The organism is Flavobacterium azooxidireducens, assembly GCF_023195775.1.
In the GTDB taxonomy this organism is placed as follows: domain Bacteria; phylum Bacteroidota; class Bacteroidia; order Flavobacteriales; family Flavobacteriaceae; genus Flavobacterium; species Flavobacterium azooxidireducens.
Map to the genome: position 1 here is coordinate 2,528,619 of NZ_CP096205.1, position 15,943 is coordinate 2,544,561.

Annotated in this window: 15 protein-coding genes; 12 read left to right on the plus strand and 3 right to left on the minus strand. The window is 34.0% G+C overall.

Features of this window, described 5'->3' with window-relative positions; all coding sequences use genetic code 11:
- Positions 1 to 182: 182 nt before the first annotated feature.
- The 6 genes from M0M57_RS11060 to nadB all read left to right on the plus strand — a co-directional run bounded on the left by M0M57_RS11060 (position 183) and on the right by nadB (position 6,128).
- The gene (locus tag M0M57_RS11060) at positions 183 to 2,300 is read left to right on the plus strand and encodes a ribonucleoside triphosphate reductase (protein ID WP_256466596.1); all 2,118 of its coding nucleotides are present in this window, start codon (positions 183 to 185) and stop codon (positions 2,298 to 2,300) included.
- Positions 2,281 to 2,448 carry an anaerobic ribonucleoside-triphosphate reductase gene (nrdD, locus tag M0M57_RS16705; protein ID WP_256466597.1) on the plus strand — a complete coding sequence of 56 codons (168 nt, stop codon included), beginning with the start codon at positions 2,281 to 2,283 and terminating at the stop codon, positions 2,446 to 2,448. Before M0M57_RS11060 ends, nrdD begins: the two co-directional genes overlap by 20 nt.
- Complete coding sequence (locus M0M57_RS11065) at positions 2,432 to 3,115, plus strand: anaerobic ribonucleoside-triphosphate reductase activating protein (protein ID WP_248433089.1); 684 nt, start codon at positions 2,432 to 2,434, stop codon at positions 3,113 to 3,115. Before nrdD ends, M0M57_RS11065 begins: the two co-directional genes overlap by 17 nt.
- Positions 3,116 to 3,200: 85 nt before the next feature.
- A complete protein-coding gene (locus tag M0M57_RS11070; protein ID WP_248433090.1) occupies positions 3,201 to 3,635 on the plus strand; it encodes an RrF2 family transcriptional regulator in 435 nt (144 codons plus the stop codon).
- A 17-nt stretch (positions 3,636 to 3,652) separates the two neighbouring features.
- Positions 3,653 to 4,609 carry a quinolinate synthase NadA gene (gene nadA / locus M0M57_RS11075; protein ID WP_248433091.1) on the plus strand — a complete coding sequence of 319 codons (957 nt, stop codon included), beginning with the start codon at positions 3,653 to 3,655 and terminating at the stop codon, positions 4,607 to 4,609.
- A gap of 4 nt (positions 4,610 to 4,613) precedes the next feature.
- Positions 4,614 to 6,128 (plus strand): L-aspartate oxidase, encoded by a 1,515-nt coding sequence (nadB, locus tag M0M57_RS11080; RefSeq protein WP_248433092.1) that lies wholly within the window; start codon positions 4,614 to 4,616, stop codon positions 6,126 to 6,128.
- 6 nt (positions 6,129 to 6,134) lie between these two features.
- Here nadB and M0M57_RS11085 read toward each other — a convergent pair whose 3' ends face one another.
- From M0M57_RS11085 to M0M57_RS11095, 3 genes are all read right to left on the minus strand, one after another.
- Positions 6,135 to 8,132: a TonB-copper family protein gene (locus M0M57_RS11085; RefSeq protein WP_248433093.1), complete on the minus strand. Its 1,998-nt coding sequence runs from the start codon at positions 8,130 to 8,132 to the stop codon at positions 6,135 to 6,137.
- A gap of 54 nt (positions 8,133 to 8,186) precedes the next feature.
- Positions 8,187 to 9,026 (minus strand): hypothetical protein, encoded by an 840-nt coding sequence (locus tag M0M57_RS11090; RefSeq protein ID WP_248433094.1) that lies wholly within the window; start codon positions 9,024 to 9,026, stop codon positions 8,187 to 8,189.
- 168 nt (positions 9,027 to 9,194) lie between these two features.
- Positions 9,195 to 9,557, minus strand: coding sequence for a hypothetical protein (locus tag M0M57_RS11095; protein WP_248433095.1), 363 nt, complete (start codon positions 9,555 to 9,557; stop codon positions 9,195 to 9,197).
- A 122-nt stretch (positions 9,558 to 9,679) separates the two neighbouring features.
- On the opposite strand from M0M57_RS11095, the gene M0M57_RS11100 reads away from it, so the two are divergent.
- The 6 genes from M0M57_RS11100 to M0M57_RS11125 are packed head-to-tail and all read left to right on the plus strand — an operon-like array spanning position 9,680 to position 15,930.
- Positions 9,680 to 10,153: a c-type cytochrome gene (locus M0M57_RS11100; protein ID WP_248433096.1), complete on the plus strand. Its 474-nt coding sequence runs from the start codon at positions 9,680 to 9,682 to the stop codon at positions 10,151 to 10,153.
- A 35-nt stretch (positions 10,154 to 10,188) separates the two neighbouring features.
- Complete coding sequence (nosZ, locus tag M0M57_RS11105; protein WP_248433097.1) at positions 10,189 to 12,165, plus strand: Sec-dependent nitrous-oxide reductase; 1,977 nt, start codon at positions 10,189 to 10,191, stop codon at positions 12,163 to 12,165.
- Positions 12,166 to 12,215: 50 nt separating this feature from the next.
- The gene (locus M0M57_RS11110; RefSeq protein ID WP_248433098.1) at positions 12,216 to 13,223 is read left to right on the plus strand and encodes a nitrous oxide reductase accessory protein NosL; all 1,008 of its coding nucleotides are present in this window, start codon (positions 12,216 to 12,218) and stop codon (positions 13,221 to 13,223) included.
- A 12-nt stretch (positions 13,224 to 13,235) separates the two neighbouring features.
- Positions 13,236 to 14,462: a nitrous oxide reductase family maturation protein NosD gene (locus M0M57_RS11115; RefSeq protein ID WP_248433099.1), complete on the plus strand. Its 1,227-nt coding sequence runs from the start codon at positions 13,236 to 13,238 to the stop codon at positions 14,460 to 14,462.
- Positions 14,459 to 15,166: an ABC transporter ATP-binding protein gene (locus M0M57_RS11120; protein ID WP_248433100.1), complete on the plus strand. Its 708-nt coding sequence runs from the start codon at positions 14,459 to 14,461 to the stop codon at positions 15,164 to 15,166. The genes M0M57_RS11115 and M0M57_RS11120 overlap by 4 nt, the downstream gene beginning before the upstream one ends.
- Positions 15,163 to 15,930, plus strand: coding sequence for an ABC transporter permease subunit (locus M0M57_RS11125; protein ID WP_248433101.1), 768 nt, complete (start codon positions 15,163 to 15,165; stop codon positions 15,928 to 15,930). Before M0M57_RS11120 ends, M0M57_RS11125 begins: the two co-directional genes overlap by 4 nt.
- Positions 15,931 to 15,943 lie beyond the last annotated feature (13 nt).

Below are 15,943 nucleotides of genomic sequence, written 5' to 3' on the forward strand. Positions count from 1 at the left end.
TTTCTTGTTTATATCGGTTTATAGAAATGCTATTCTTTTACTAGTGTGTTAACTACTTTACTTATCAACAATTCTATTTTTTAATTTGTTGATTTCTTATTTTTTAAATAGGATAAAAAAGTCTTATTTGAGTTAAATTTGAACAATCAATCTTCACATTAATTCTTCAAAAAGCAAATTGTATGGAAAAATATGTTATCAAAAGAAATGGAATTTTTCGGCCATTTGAATTATTTAAAATTGAACAAGCAATCGAAAAAGCATTCCAAAGTGAATCGCAAATCTTTAATCCGTTAGTGGTAGAAGAAGTGATGAAACAATTAGACACTAAAGAAACTTGGGCTGTAGAAGAAATTCAAGATAATATTGAAAAAGTGCTGTTTAGTATGAACTATTTTTCTGTAATGAAATCGTTCATGGTCTATCGGCACACCCGAAAAATGCAACGTGAACATGTTTTGGGGTTAAATGAAGATACGACTTATGTGGATAGCACGCAAACCATCGAAGAATATATTTCGCAGACAGATTGGCGAATTAATGCTAACGCAAACACATCTTATTCAAACGCCGGTCTGGTAAATAATGTAGCCGGGAAAATTATTGCAAACTACTGGTTAGACAAAGTGTACTCCAAGGAAGAAGGTTTTGCACACCGCAATGGCGATTATCATATTCATGATTTAGACTGCCTAACTGGCTATTGTGCCGGTTGGAGTTTGCGGGTTTTGTTAAATGATGGTTTCAATGGTGTTCGTGGCAGAGTAGAAAGCAGACCACCAAATCATTTTCGGGAAGCATTGGGTCAAATGGCTAACTTTTTAGGTATTTTGCAAAGCGAATGGGCAGGAGCACAGGCTTTTAGTTCATTTGATACCTATTTAGCTCCGTATGTTTTTAAAGACAATTTGAGTTTTGATGAGGTGCTAAAAGCGGTTCGAAGTTTTGTTTATAATCTTAATGTTCCGGCCCGTTGGGGACAATCGCCATTCACCAACATCACACTCGATTGGGTAGTTCCGGATGATTTAAAAGTGCAAATTCCAACCCGAAATAATGAGCATTTATTTTCAACAACAAAATCGGATGAGTTTTTAAACCGAGCAAAAAGTAGAGGAGTAGAATCGCCATTAGAACTTCGCTATGAGCATTTTCAACCCGAAATGAATCTCATCAACAAAGCCTATTATACGGTTATGACCGAAGGAGATGCCAACGGACAACCATTTACATTTCCAATTCCAACTGTAAACATTACTGAAGAATTTGATTGGTATGGAGAAAACACCGATATTCTTTTTGAAAATACGGCTAAAATAGGTTCTTCTTATTTTCAGAATTTTATTGGTAGTCAATATATTTATGATGAAAATGGTGAAAAAGTTGAAAACCCAGACGCTTATAAACCCAATGCTGTGAGAAGCATGTGTTGCCGTTTGCAACTCGACTTACGTGAATTACTCAAACGTGGAAATGGTTTATTTGGCAGTGCCGAAATGACCGGAAGTATTGGCGTCGTAACCATCAATATGGCTCGTTTAGGCTATTTGTATTCAGAAAATAAAAAAGATCTTTATCGTCAAGTTGATTATTTAATGGAATTGGCGAAATCCACTTTAGAAAAAAAGCGAGTGTTTGTGCAAGACATGTATGATCGAGGATTATATCCATACACCAAGCGTTATTTACCACATTTTAGAAATCATTTTTCAACCATTGGAGTTAATGGAATCAACGAAATGATTCTCAATTTTACGAAAGGTAAAAAAGACATTACCTCTTCATTCGGAATGGAAATGGCTTCTGAAATTTTAGAACATATTCGCAATCGAATGAAAGAATTCCAAGAAGAAACCGGAAATTTATATAATTTGGAAGCTACTCCGGCAGAAGGAACAACCTATCGTTTTGCCAAAGAAGACAAAAAACGCTATGATGATATTATTCAAGCAGGTGAGGGCGAAAATATTTACTATACCAACAGTTCTCAAATTCCCGTAGATTTTACCGAAGATCCATTTGAAGCTTTATTAATGCAAGACCAATTGCAATGCAAATATACCGGTGGAACGGTTTTGCATTTATATATGAATGAAAAAATAAGTACACCCGAAGCTTGTAGAAATTTTGTAAAAAAAGTAATAACCAACTTCAAACTACCCTACATTACAGTAACTCCTGTTTTTAGCGTTTGCCCCGTTCATGGTTATTTAAACGGTGAACATGAATATTGTCCAAAATGTGATGAACAACTTATAGAAAAATTAAAATTAGAAAAACATGAAAACACAAACAATTAATTCCACTTTAGAACAACACAATGATTTGCGAACCAAATGCTTAGTGTATACGCGAGTAATGGGCTATCATCGTCCTGTGGAAAGTTTCAATATCGGAAAAAAAGGAGAACACAAACAACGAACTCATTTTAATGAATGCAAATGCTAAAAAAATAATTCACAGCATAACACCTTTCACGTTATTGGACTATCCGGATAAAACAGCCTGTATTCTATGGTTTGCCGGTTGCAACATGAAATGTAGTTATTGCTATAATCCGGAAATTGTTTTCGGGAAAGGTGTATTTTCCATTCCCGAAACATTGGATTTTTTAGCCAAACGAAAAAATTTATTAGATGCAGTTGTTTTTAGTGGTGGTGAATGTTTGTTGCACAAAGAATCGCTCGATTTATTACGAGCTATTAAAGAAATGGGTTTTTTGGTAAAAGTTGACACAAATGGAAGCATGCCTCATCGATTAAATGAAGCTTTAAAACTCAATTTTATTGATTATATCGCTCTTGATTTTAAAGCAACCAAACAGAAAACAAAAACAATAACCAAAGCCAATTTTTATCAACATTTTTTTGAATGTTTATCTCTAATTCAAAAGAATTCAGTTCCTTATGAAGTGCGAACAACCGTTCATTCCGATTTGTTAATGGAAAATGATATAGCAGAAATGATTCATCTTTTAGAAAATAACGGCTACAACGGAAGCTATTTTTTGCAACATTTTAGAAACAATTCTATCACCTTGGCACCACTTCAGTATTCAAGTTCAATTGATTATAAACATTTATCTACACCAAAAATTAAGGTTTGTATGCGTTAACATGATTAAAATCATACTATGCAACGTGAGTTGTTTATAAATTTGCTTAGGAATTGTAGAAATATCGCTATTTTTGAAATAAAAAATGCTGTCTAAAACTTGTGAATATGCCGTTCGGGCGACCATTATTATTGCTGCGGAAACCCAACAAGGCAACCGAATCAGTTTGCGAGAAATTGCTCGAAAAATTGATTCTCCGGAATCGTTTACAGCGAAAATCCTTCAAAAATTAGCCAAAAATCAATTGGTAGATTCCAGTAAAGGAAACGGCGGTGGTTTTTATGTTCCTCGTGAAAAGCTCACAAAAATAAAGTTAGGCGATATTGTTTTAGCCATAGACGGCGATGCGGTTTACAAGCGTTGTAGTCTGGGGTTAAATGATTGTTCTGAAGTAAAACCTTGTCCTTTTCATCATCAATATAAACCCATTCGAGAACAATTAAAGAAAGCATTTGATACAACCACTTTAGCCAATTTAATTGATGGATTAGATACGAAAGAAACTTTTTTAAGAATTTAAAAAAAAAATAAATTTTAATGAGACAAATAAGTCCGATTATAATTAATAAGAAAATTCTACTTCAACAAAAAATAATCAAGCTAAAAAAACAAAAAAATGCTGTGATTTTGGCACATTATTATCAGTTACCTGAAATTCAAGAAATAGCAGATTTTGTGGGAGATAGTTTAGAACTTTCGAGAAAAGCAGCAGAAACAGAAGCTGAAATTATTGTGTTTGCCGGTGTTTATTTTATGGCAGAAACGGCTAAGATTTTAAATTTTAATAAAAAAGTTTTAGTTCCCGATGTAAATGCCGGATGTTCGCTTGCAGATGGTTGTCCGCCGGATAAATTTCGAGAATTTTTAAAAGATTATCCCAATCATAAAGTGGTGACATACATTAATTGTTCTGCCGAAATTAAGACCATGAGCGATTATGTTTGCACGTCTTCAAATGCAGTTAAAGTAATTAATTCTATTCCAAAAGAAGATAAAATTGTGTTTGCACCAGACAAAAATCTTGGCAATTATCTTATCAAAGAAACAGGAAGAGAAATGGTTTTATGGAATGGCTCTTGCGTGGTTCACGAAGCTTTTTCGCTAGAAAAATTAATCGATTTATACCAGAAAAATCCAGATGCCGTGATTGTCGCACATCCAGAATCGGAAACTCATATTTTAAAAACGGCTCACTATATTGGTTCTACTTCGGGAATGATTAATTATATTAAATCTTCACCGGAAATAAAATTTATTATAGCTACTGAAAGCGGAATTCTGCACAAAATGAAACATGAAGTTCCTCATAAAACATTAATTCCTGCACCTTCAAAAGAAGATAATTCCTGTGCTTGCAGCGAATGTGCTTTTATGAAAATGAATACGTTAGAGAAAATTTATAATTGTCTACTAAATGAATTCCCTGAAGTAAAATTAGATAGAAATTTAGTTGATAAAGCTCGAATTCCCATAGAAAAAATGCTTCAATGCTAAGGTTATGAAAAAAAGTGATGTAATTATTGTTGGTACCGGAATAGCCGGACTTTCATTGGCTCTTCATTTAATTGAAAAAAATAAGGCTCTAAAAATTGTTTTATTGGCCAAAGGTGATCCGTGTGCCACCAATACTTCATTAGCACAAGGCGGATTAGCAGTAGTTTGTGATCGACTAATCGATAGTTATGAAGAGCATATTCAAGACACATTAGCAGCAGGTCAAGGAAAATGTAATTTAGAAATAGTTGAAATGGTTATTAAACAAGCTCCGCAACGACTTCAAGAACTCATTAAATGGGGAGCAGAATTTGATGCAGACCGCAAAGGAAAATTAGATTTAGCATTAGAAGGCGGTCATAGTCATCAACGAGTGGTTCATTATAAAGACAAAACAGGTTGGCATATTCAGGAAGTTTTATGGAATAAAATCAAATCTCATCCTTCTATAGAAATCATAGATAATGCGTTGGCGGTGGATATCATCAAAGAGAATATTTATAATACAGAAAGAGCTGTAGGACTCACTTTTTTCGATAGAAACAACCAATTTTCGGCAGTTTATGCTCCGCATATTGTTTTGGCAACCGGTGGTTCGGGACATATTTTTAACTATACTTCCAACCCTGAAAATGCTACAGGAGACGGAGTTGCAATGGCACTTAGAGCAGGAGTTTCTGTAAAAGATATGCAATATGTTCAATTTCATCCGACGGCTTTATTTGAAAAAAAGAAAGGCAATTTGTTTCTTATTTCAGAAGCTTTACGAGGATTTGGTGCTCATGTGGTTAACTATAAAGAAGAAAGATTTTTATACCATTATGATGTTAGAGGAGAATTGGCTACGCGAGATATCGTTTCCAAAGCAATTGCAACAGAAATGATTATTTCAAACGAAGAAAATGTGTTTTTAGACCTTCGTCATTTGAATAATAAGGGTTTTGAAAAACATTTTCCAACCATTTTTTCCAATCTCAAAGAAAAAGGGTTTGATTATAAAATCGATTTAATTCCGATAGTACCGGCAGCCCATTATCAATGTGGTGGAATTGAAGTGAATGAAAACGGACAAACTTCACTCAAAAATCTATATGCTTTAGGCGAATGTTCTTGCACAGGATTGCATGGTGCTAATCGTTTGGCTTCTAATTCATTAATAGAAGCCTTAGTTTTTTCTCACAATGTAGCCGAAGTTATTGCTCATGACAAAAACAATGATGTTTTGTATTATGAACATTCACATAACCATAAACCGGAATTTATTGCACCTACCATATTAAAAGATTTTAATTTGCAAGTTAAAAATTGGATGACTTTTAGTTTGCTTACTAATTCGTTTGAAAGCAAGCAAATTGTTTTATCAAATCTACATAAAATTCATTCCGATTTAATGGAATGTTTAGGCTACTACAACCGCTGCAAAGAATGTTGTGAGCTCGAAAATATGTTGGATGTTGCCATGTTGATTTTAGAACATTCGTGTCAATATCAAGGCATTGAATCTGAACAATTTGCTTGATTTTTTTTATTTTTCAAAATTGTAAATCAAATTAACAAATACATTTCGTCCCATTCTGGGAATGTTATTCCAGTCGGTAAATGTAGAATAATAAGTGTCAAATGCATTTTCTACACCTACATTCAGCATTAATTTTTGTGAATTCCATTTAAAATTATATCCTGTCGAGGCATTCAAAATAACATAATTAGGCGTGCTGTTTTCTCCGTAAAAAGAACTGTAATTAGATTGTGTGGCATTTCCTCGTATAGTAACTTCCGTTTGAAATTGATTCTTTTTATATTGTAATTGACTTTGGTATTGTAGCGGACTTATAAATGGCAGATTTCGGTTTTCGGAATCTTTTCCATAACTATATTGCAGTTGATTATTCCAAAAAATATAATTGGTTAAACGATAATCAAATTTTAATGAACTGTGAATCAAATTGGCATATGTTAGTTGATTATACATTTTCACACCACTTGCTCCAATGGTCATTGGAATAAAATTACTATCAGGAATTCCTATCATATAATCTACAATATGAAAGGCAGAAAAAGTGATTCCTGTTTTCATTTTTTCGTTTTTAAACCAAACATCAAAATTTCCTTCAATTGATTTTTCGTTTGATAGATTTGGATTTCCGATATAATCAAACAAATCAAAACTATTGAAAATATAAAACGCATAACCTTCTGTTACGGAAGGTGCCCGTTCTCCATATCCTGAACCTACTGAAAAGTTCCAGTGTTTGATTTGATGTTTGTATTGCAACGAAACACTTTTTAAGAAGCGATTTTGTTGGTCTGTCATTTCCGGATAGAAAATTTGTAAACTTTCCAGTCCAAATTCATTGGCTACTTTGTTTTGATGAAAGCCAACAGAACCATTTAATTTTAGAGAGTTTTGGACAGAAAATTCAATTTCATCTTCCAAATAAATACCGTTATAAAATGTTCGAACATCTGGCCAAGTGTACATAAACATGGCATTTTCATTGGGATCGTTGGGATACATAGTCATTTCAGCAATAGAACGATTGTAAAAACCATTCAAATTAAATTGGATATGGTGATTTTCTTTTGTGATTTTTCCTTTTGAATAATAACCATATGTATCACTCCAACCAGGCATATCCATTCTGATGGGAACATCCGGCCGTTTGGAATCATCCATAAAGTGAGTGATGGTATTAAAATACAGCTTATTTTCCCAATGATTTACTAAACCGGATGTTGGAGCAACTTCAAATTTTAAAGAAGTTATTAGTGCTCTAGCCAGCGAAATATCCATTGGTAAGGCTGGATAACCAACATCATTTGCTTCATCAAAAATAATGGATCCTTCTATTAATTTATTTTGAAATTGATACCCGGAAATTATAGAAGCATTCATTTTTTGAAACTGTGAATACATAATTTCTTCATGATTTCCTGCATAATAGTTGTCGGATTTTCGATAGGTTAGATTAGCATCAACATACAAAGAACTGTCTTTGTAATGAACCATTCCGCCCAAAATTCGTTGCTTGTTATTGAATTCAAAACCACTGCTTAAACTCCCTGACCAACCTAAATTTGCTTGATTACTGCGAAGTCGTTTTAAATCCAATGAACCGCCAATCGTTGGTCCGTGACAACTTCCTTCTTGACCGGAAGAAATAGTAGCTTCCGAAAGATTGGATATTTCTACATACGAAGTCACCGGATCCATTTTATCGGTACAAGCACCAAAAATACGCATGCCATCGATGGTGGTAATTGTTCGCTCTGTTGCCATGTTATTAATCATGGGTTCCCAAGCATAACTTCCGCGTTTAATCATATCGATTCGTCCGGATTGTTGTAAATACTCATCCAACGAAGCTAGTGGTTTTACTTGTTTTTGGTCTAATCGAGAAGGTTTTCCAATAAGAATGACTTCATTCAGTCTAACAGGTAAAATGCTGTCTGTCAATTGCTCTTGTGCCAAACAATAGGTTGTAGACAAAAGAACGAATAAAACATAAAATTGTTTTTTCATAATACATAGTAAAAGGCCAAAAGTTTAAATAACCTTTGGCCGTTAATACTGTTTTTAGAATTCTACTTCAAAGAAAATGCTACTTGCTTCATTTGATTCGGTAACTGTTTCTCCTTTTAAAACATCATTGGAAGCGTTAACCAATTGAAGATTAATTTTCCAATAACCAGTCATGGTTAATGATAATTTCCCGTGATAAAATTCATCAGAAGTTGATTGGGTTAAATCTACATTATTAGGTGAGCCGTGATTTCCCATACTTGGCATTCTCGGATCAATTTTAAGTTTTAAGTCGTTTACAACAGGAAAACTCATCATATTTTCCATTCTAAAAACCCCAGCGACCATGTCATTTAGGGCTACTTTGGGTTGATGAGGTTCTATAAAGGCAACAATATATTTAACATTGTCAGTTCCTGTAAACGTATTAATTCTTCTTTTTGCAGAAGCAGGAACATCAATAACAGATATTGCTGAATATTCAGTTCCATCAATGGTATAATCTAGTTTTAAATCCCAATATTCTGTTGCATTTTGAGGCATTTGAAAAACGATATAACCTTTATACAAAGTTCCTTCAGCTGTTGTTTTTTCAATAGTAGATTTCGGACAAGAGTGCGTCATCATCGTCATGTGCATCAAGGGCATCCATTCAACAGAGGCATTTTTTATGTATTCATTCGTTGTGTTGTTTTTAATTCGTAAGGATATTTCATTATAACCTTGTTCAAGAAAACCGGCCGGAGAATATAGTTCAATGGTATGTGTATCATTAGTGATTTCTTTGAATTTTGATAAACCTTCTAATTCATTAATAGTAACAGTTTCATCATCAGAAGAACAAGAAGTTAGCATAGCTAATGCAAAAACGAATAGTATTTTATATAGTTTCATTATAATTTTTAATTTGAGTTATAGAAATTGTAACCATCTGCTCAATAAATTGCATGAGTTGTTTTTCACCGATTTTGTTCGGCTAATGGTTAGGTTAAAGAAATAGTAATAGTGTTGGATTAAAAATTTAATCCTTTTCTAAAAAATTTAAATACAAAAAAGAAAAAATTATATAATGGGAGGATGAAAAACGGAAGTACTATTTAGTCGAAAGTATAGTTTTGAATAAAAATTAGAAACTGGTTCTTTTTCAACAAAAATGTTGTGAAAAGAATAGCTTGGTAACGATTCTAAAAATAAAAGTTCAATACTAAAATTACTTTTTGATTCATGGGAAGCCGGCGTGCTCTCTTCTGATGCATTGGCTAACTCAGCTTTTAAATGACATTTGCCATTACATTCCAATTCCGGTTTTGCCTTGTTTTCACACAATTCTTTAGAAATATAATCATAATTCACCACATAATTCATCACCGGAAAAATAGGTCTGAATAAAAAGAAGAAGGTTACTATGGCTATAAAATATTTCAAAACGAGATAGTAATTTATTGTGCAAATATAAGGGTTAAAAAAACATGATTTGTATGATTGCAATCATAAATTTTCGAATAATTACGCTGGAAATTTGTGTCATAATTTTAACCTAAATTAATATGAACAAAATGTATTTATTAGCAGTTGGTTTGCTCTTATTCTTTTCGTGTGGAAAAGAAAAAACCAATGCTGGAGAAGACTTTACAAAGGCTTCTTCAACTGAAACCTCATCAGACCCATCTTCTTATGATCCAAAAAGAGGAGAAGGAAAATTTACCACAGTAGACTTGGGAACCGGTTTAGATGTAGCAATGGCTTCAGAAGGCGAAAAAGTGGCCGGCGTAAAATGTATGTCTTGCCATAAATTAACCGACGAACGTTTAGTAGGACCCGGTTGGAAGGGAGTTACCGAACGCAGAACTCCGGAATGGATTATGAATTTCTCAACGAATCCTGATCCAATGATAGACAAAGATCCAGAATTACAAGCTCAATTGGAATTGTGTTTGGTTCGTATGCCTAATCAAGCTTTAACCGATGATGATGCCAGACATATTTTGGAATACATGCGTCAAAACGATGGTGTGAAATAATTTTTAAAAATAAATTAATTATAAATCGAAAGTATATGAAATCAAGATTGTTAAAAATTACTTCTGCAGTAGTTTTGATTGCAGCATTTATGGGGTCTTGTAAACCTAAAAATACAAGTGATACAGTGAGTGGGGATGCAGCTCAAAAAGCATACGTAGCACCAGGTAAATATGACGAATTTTACAACTTTGTTTCCGGTGGATTCAGCGGACAATTAAGTGTGTACGGACTTCCAAGCGGAAGATTGTTCAGAGTAATTCCTGTTTTTTCAGTTGATCCGGAAAAAGGATGGGGATATAGTGAAGAAACAAAACCTATGTTGAACACTTCACACGGATTTGTACCTTGGGATGATTTACACCACACAGAAATGTCTCAAACCAATGGAGAAGTAGATGGACGCTGGGTTTTTGGTAATGCCAACAATACACCTCGTATTGCTCGTATTGATTTAAAAACATTTAAAACAGCTGAAATTATTGAGTTACCTAACAGCGGTGGAAATCACTCTTCTCCTTTTATTACAGAAAACACAGAATATGTGGTTGCCGGAACTCGTTTTAGTGTGCCCGGTGATTATGAAAATGGAGATGTGCCAATTAATACATACAAAGAAAATTACAAAGGTCACATTAGTTTTGTAAAAGTGGGTAAAGAAGGCGAAATGGATATTGCTTTTCAAATTATGACACCAGGTGTAAATTTTGACTTGTCGCACGCAGGTAAAGGCAAATCACACGGTTGGTTTTTCTTTTCTTGCTATAATACCGAACAAGCAAACACATTGCTGGAAGTAAATGCTTCGCAAAAAGATAAAGATTTTATCATGGCTGTAAACTGGAAAAAAGCAGAAGAGTATGTAAAAGCAGGTAAAGGTAAAAAACAAAAAGTACGTTATGCTCATAACACTTGGGATGAACATACACATACTGCAAAATCAGAAATTAAAACAGAAGTTTTAGTTTTGGATGCTTCTGAATTAAAAGACATTTGCTACATGATTCCTTGCCCAAAATCGCCTCATGGTTGTGACGTAGATCCAACAGGGGAATACATTATTGGTTCAGGAAAATTAGCTGCTTTAATTCCGGTATTTAGTTATGATAAATTACAAAAAGCCATAAAAGATAAAGCTTATGAAGGTGATTATGGCGGAATTCCGGTTCTAAAATATGAAGCTGTTTTACATGGAGAAGTTCAAAAACCGGGTCTAGGACCATTACACACCGAATTTGACGGAAAAGGCAATGCTTATACAACCATGTTCGTTTCTTCAGAAGTGGTGAAATGGGACATTAAATCACTAAAAGTGTTAGATAGAGTTCCAACTTATTATTCTGTAGGGCACTTGTGTATTCCCGGTGGCGACAGTAAAAAACCATTTGGTAAATATTTAGTTGCTTATAACAAAATCACAAAAGATCGTTATTTGCCTACCGGACCAGAATTGTGTCAAAGTGCTCAGATTTATGATATTAGTGGTGATAAAATGCAATTAATTTTAGATTTCCCAACCATTGGAGAACCGCACTATGCTCAAGCCGCACCGGCCGATTTAATTCGTAATAACGGACAGTTGAAATTCTATAAACTGGAAGACAACAAACACCCATATGCCGCAAAAGGTGAGAAAGAAGCTAAAGTGGTTCGTGAAGGAAACAAAGTGCACGTTTATATGACTTCTATGCGTTCGCATTTTGCACCGGATAATATTGAAGGTGTATTTTTAGGTGATGAGGTTTATTTCCACGTAACAAACTTAGAACAAGATTGGGATGTGCCACACGGATTTGCTGTAAAAGGTGCCGATAATGGCGAACTTTTAATCATGCCGGGTGAAACCACAACTTTAAAATGGGTTCCGGACAGAGTGGGAACATTCCCATTCTACTGCACCGATTTCTGTAGTGCATTACACCAAGAAATGCAAGGATACATTCGTGTTTCTCCAAAAGGAGCTAATGTTCCTCTTCATTATAGCTTAGGAACAAATTTTCCGGCTGGTAAATAATTAAATTTATGGGAGCACCTGTTTCAGGATGCTCCCTTAATTCAAAAAAAATGAAAACAGTAAAAATATCTTTACTTTCAAAAGTGCTACTTTTGATTGTAACAGGCTTGTTTTTGGGTTCGCTCTATTTTCCAATGTGGCAAATCGACTTAGATGCTCCACAATATCCGGAAGGTTTAAATTTAAAACTATATGCCAATAAAATTGGAGGTGATGTAGAAATTATCAACGGTTTAAACCATTACATTGGCATGGCTACTTTGCATACCGAAAACTTTATAGAGTTTAAAATTCTACCATACATAATTGGTTTTTTTGGTCTATTTGCTTTAGTATCGGCTTTAATTGCGAAAAGAAAATTTGTAACAGCTTTATTTATTTCGTTTATACTTTTCACCATTCTTGCCGGGGTCGATTTTTATCGATGGAACTATGAATACGGACACAATTTAGATCCCAATGCTGCGATTAAAGTACCCGGAATGTCTTATCAACCGCCACTAATTGGGTACAAACAATTATTGAATTTTGGAGCTTATTCGGTTCCGGATATTGGTGGATGGATGTTAATTGGTAGCGGTTTGTTAATTTTTATTGTATTGACATTGGAATACAAATGGTACAAGCGTTTTATGAAACCAAAAGCTGCTTTGTTACTAATGTCAATTTTTATTCTAACAGCTTGTAGTGGCAATGAGCCAAAACCAATTAAATTAAATGTAGATGCATGCGAATTTTGCAAAATGCCGGTATCCGATGGAAAGTTCGGTGCAGAAATTCAAACTCAAAAAGGACGCCATTTTATGTTTGATGATATATCCTGTTTGGTGAAATACTGTGAAGAAAATGAAGCCACAAAAGTCAAAAGTTATTATGTGCATGATTACACACAGAATAATCAATTGATTGATGCTACTAAAGCTTTTTACATCAGTGGTGGCGACATCAATAGTCCGATGCATGGAAATATTGCCGCTTTTGCCACTTTTTCAGATGCTCAGAATTTTGGTGAGAAACTAAAAGCCAAAGCCATTAGTTGGAATGAAATTATAAACTAAAAGCTCTTTTTAATGCGACTACTTTTCCTTTTACTGCTTTGTATTTCTTCCCTTCAAGCTCAAAAACTGGAAGTAGGAATCAATAAACCGTATAAAACGATCAAACAAGCTTTAAAAGCTTCGAAAGTTGGCGATACTGTGTTGGTTTACAAAGGAATTTACAAAGAAGGTAACCTTCGAATAGATAAAAAAATTGTTTTCCTAGGAAAAGATTTTCCGGTTTTAGACGGACAGAAAAAAGTAGAAGTCCTCTCGATTCATGCAGATAGTGTAATTGTAAAAGGATTTAGAGTGATTAATTCCGGATTTGGAGCATTAGAAGATCCTTGTGGAATTAAAGTCTACAACAAATCTTTTGTAGTAATTGAAGGAAATCAACTGGATGATAATTTCTTTGGCATTTACATCCAAAACGGAAGAAATTGTATCGTTAAAAACAACACCATTATTGCTTACGGAAAGGAAGAGCAACAAATTGGAAACGGAATTCACGCTTGGAAAAGTAATGATTTGCAAATCATCGGCAACACAATTAAAGGTCATCGCGACGGAATTTATTTTGAATTTGTCTACGATTCTGTAATCTGGCGAAACATCGCAACAAATAATATTCGCTACGGATTGCATTTTATGTTCTCTTCTAATGATTCATATCTAACCAATATTTTCAGAAATAATGGAGCGGGAGTAGCTGTAATGTTTTCTAAAAATGTCACGATGATCAATAATTATTTTGATGAAAATTGGGGAGCTTCTTCCTATGGACTTTTATTAAAAGAGATTTCAGACAGTTATATTCATTCCAACCATTTTAAAAATAATACATCCGGCATTTATATGGAAGGAACTAACCGCATCAAAATTGAAAAGAATGTCTTCCAAAGCAACGGTTGGGCCATGAAAATTCAAGCGAGTTGTATGGATAATGAAATTGTAAACAACAATTTTCAAGGCAATACTTTCGACATGGGAACCAATGGAAGTTTGGTTTTAAACACGTTTAACAATAACTACTGGGACAAATATGAAGGCTATGATATCAACAAAGATGGTTTAGGCGATATTCCTTATCATCCGCTAAGTTTATTTGCAGTTTTGGTAGAAAAAAATCCCTCCGCCATGTTGTTGTTTCGAAGTTTTATGATTACGTTATTAGACAAATCCGAAAAAGTATTACCCAGCATCACACCCGATAATTTTGTAGACAAAGCACCACTGATGAAGCCCCTAAAATTATGATAGAAATTAAAAAATTAACTAAAAAATTTGGAAAGTTAAACGTGCTCAGCGATGTTTCACTTTCCTGTAAAAAAGGTGAATGTATTGCTTTAATTGGTCCAAACGGTTGTGGAAAAACAACATTGATTAAAACTATTTTAGGAATGGTTTTACCAGACAGCGGCTCTATCGATTTTAATGAAAAAAGTATAGTTAAAGAATATCTATATCGTGAAAAAATTGGATACATGCCTCAAATAGGACGATATCCAGACACAATGACCATTGGTGGTGTTATTGAAATGATTAAAGCAATCAGAAATTCTAATCAAGAATTAGATCAAGAATTATGGCACAGTTTCGAGTTAGATAAAATGGCAGATAAGCAAATGCGTACGCTTTCAGGAGGAACCACACAAAAAGTAAGTGCAACATTAGCGTTTTTATTTAATCCTGATGTGTTGATTTTAGATGAACCTACTGCCGGTTTAGATCCATTAGCTTCTGAGATTTTGAAAGATAAAATCATCAAAGAAAAAGAAAAAGGAAAATTGATTTTAATTACCTCGCATTTGTTGAGTGAGCTAGACGATTTGGTCACCGAAATTATTTTTATGCAAGAAGGCAACATTCATTTTCATAAAAAAGTAGCCGATTTGAAAACGGAAACCAGTGAAACGAAAATTTCTAAAGCCATTGCGAGTATTCTAAAACAGAAAAAATGAACAGAATCATCAAAATTATATTAACAGACATCTTAAAAAACAAAATTGTTTTAGTTTATACGATTGTTTTAAGTCTGTTGTCTTGGAGTGCTTTTGGTTTAGAAGACAATAGTGCCAAAGGACTGTTAACCATTTTAAATGTTATTTTGTTTACGGTTCCGTTAGTGTCTATTTTGTTCACAACCATCTATTTATACAACAGTTCCGAATTTATCGAATTACTATTGAGTCAACCCCTCAAACGAAATAAAATCTGGCAAAGTTTATTTTTTGGTTTGAGTGCTTCGATGGTTTTGGCTTTTTTTATCGGAGCAGGAATTCCGTTGTTAATCAATGCACCAAATTCTGTTGGATTGATGATGATTTTAGTGGGATGTTTGATTTCCGTAGTGTTTATTGCGTTGGCTTTTTTATGTTCTATTCTAACTCGCGATAAAGCAAAAGGAATTGGATTTGCCATATTAACTTGGTTGTATTTTGCGTTACTTTTTGATGGATTAGTATTGTTTTTATTGTTTCAATTGTCCGAATATCCTATTGAAAAAGCTATGGTAGCTGTCACGGCATTAAGTCCGATAGATTTAGCCCGAATCCAAATATTACTGCATTTAGATGTGTCGGCTATGATGGGTTATACCGGTGCTATTTTTAAAGATTTTTTCGGAACAACGGTCGGACTTTTTGCTTCCTTCGGATTGTTGGTACTTTGGGTGATAATTCCGTTTTATTTCTCGTTACGAAAATTCATCCGAAAAGATTTGTAATAACCTAATTTGC

Bases quoted from the DNA above. Each gene is read 5' to 3' on its own strand.
- nadA (WP_248433091.1), top strand. From the start codon at position 3,653: ATGAGACAAATAAGTCCGATTATAATTAATAAGAAAATTCTACTTCAA.
- M0M57_RS11125 (WP_248433101.1), top strand. From the start codon at position 15,163: ATGAACAGAATCATCAAAATTATATTAACAGACATCTTAAAAAACAAA.
- nrdD (WP_256466597.1), top strand. From the start codon at position 2,281: ATGAAAACACAAACAATTAATTCCACTTTAGAACAACACAATGATTTG.
- M0M57_RS11070 (WP_248433090.1), top strand. From the start codon at position 3,201: ATGCTGTCTAAAACTTGTGAATATGCCGTTCGGGCGACCATTATTATT.
- M0M57_RS11120 (WP_248433100.1), top strand. From the start codon at position 14,459: ATGATAGAAATTAAAAAATTAACTAAAAAATTTGGAAAGTTAAACGTG.
- M0M57_RS11090 (WP_248433094.1), bottom strand. From the start codon at position 9,026: ATGAAACTATATAAAATACTATTCGTTTTTGCATTAGCTATGCTAACT.
- M0M57_RS11065 (WP_248433089.1), top strand. From the start codon at position 2,432: ATGAATGCAAATGCTAAAAAAATAATTCACAGCATAACACCTTTCACG.
- nosZ (WP_248433097.1), top strand. From the start codon at position 10,189: ATGAAATCAAGATTGTTAAAAATTACTTCTGCAGTAGTTTTGATTGCA.
- nadB (WP_248433092.1), top strand. From the start codon at position 4,614: ATGAAAAAAAGTGATGTAATTATTGTTGGTACCGGAATAGCCGGACTT.
- M0M57_RS11060 (WP_256466596.1), top strand. From the start codon at position 183: ATGGAAAAATATGTTATCAAAAGAAATGGAATTTTTCGGCCATTTGAA.
- M0M57_RS11085 (WP_248433093.1), bottom strand. From the start codon at position 8,132: ATGAAAAAACAATTTTATGTTTTATTCGTTCTTTTGTCTACAACCTAT.
- M0M57_RS11110 (WP_248433098.1), top strand. From the start codon at position 12,216: ATGAAAACAGTAAAAATATCTTTACTTTCAAAAGTGCTACTTTTGATT.
- M0M57_RS11115 (WP_248433099.1), top strand. From the start codon at position 13,236: ATGCGACTACTTTTCCTTTTACTGCTTTGTATTTCTTCCCTTCAAGCT.
- M0M57_RS11100 (WP_248433096.1), top strand. From the start codon at position 9,680: ATGAACAAAATGTATTTATTAGCAGTTGGTTTGCTCTTATTCTTTTCG.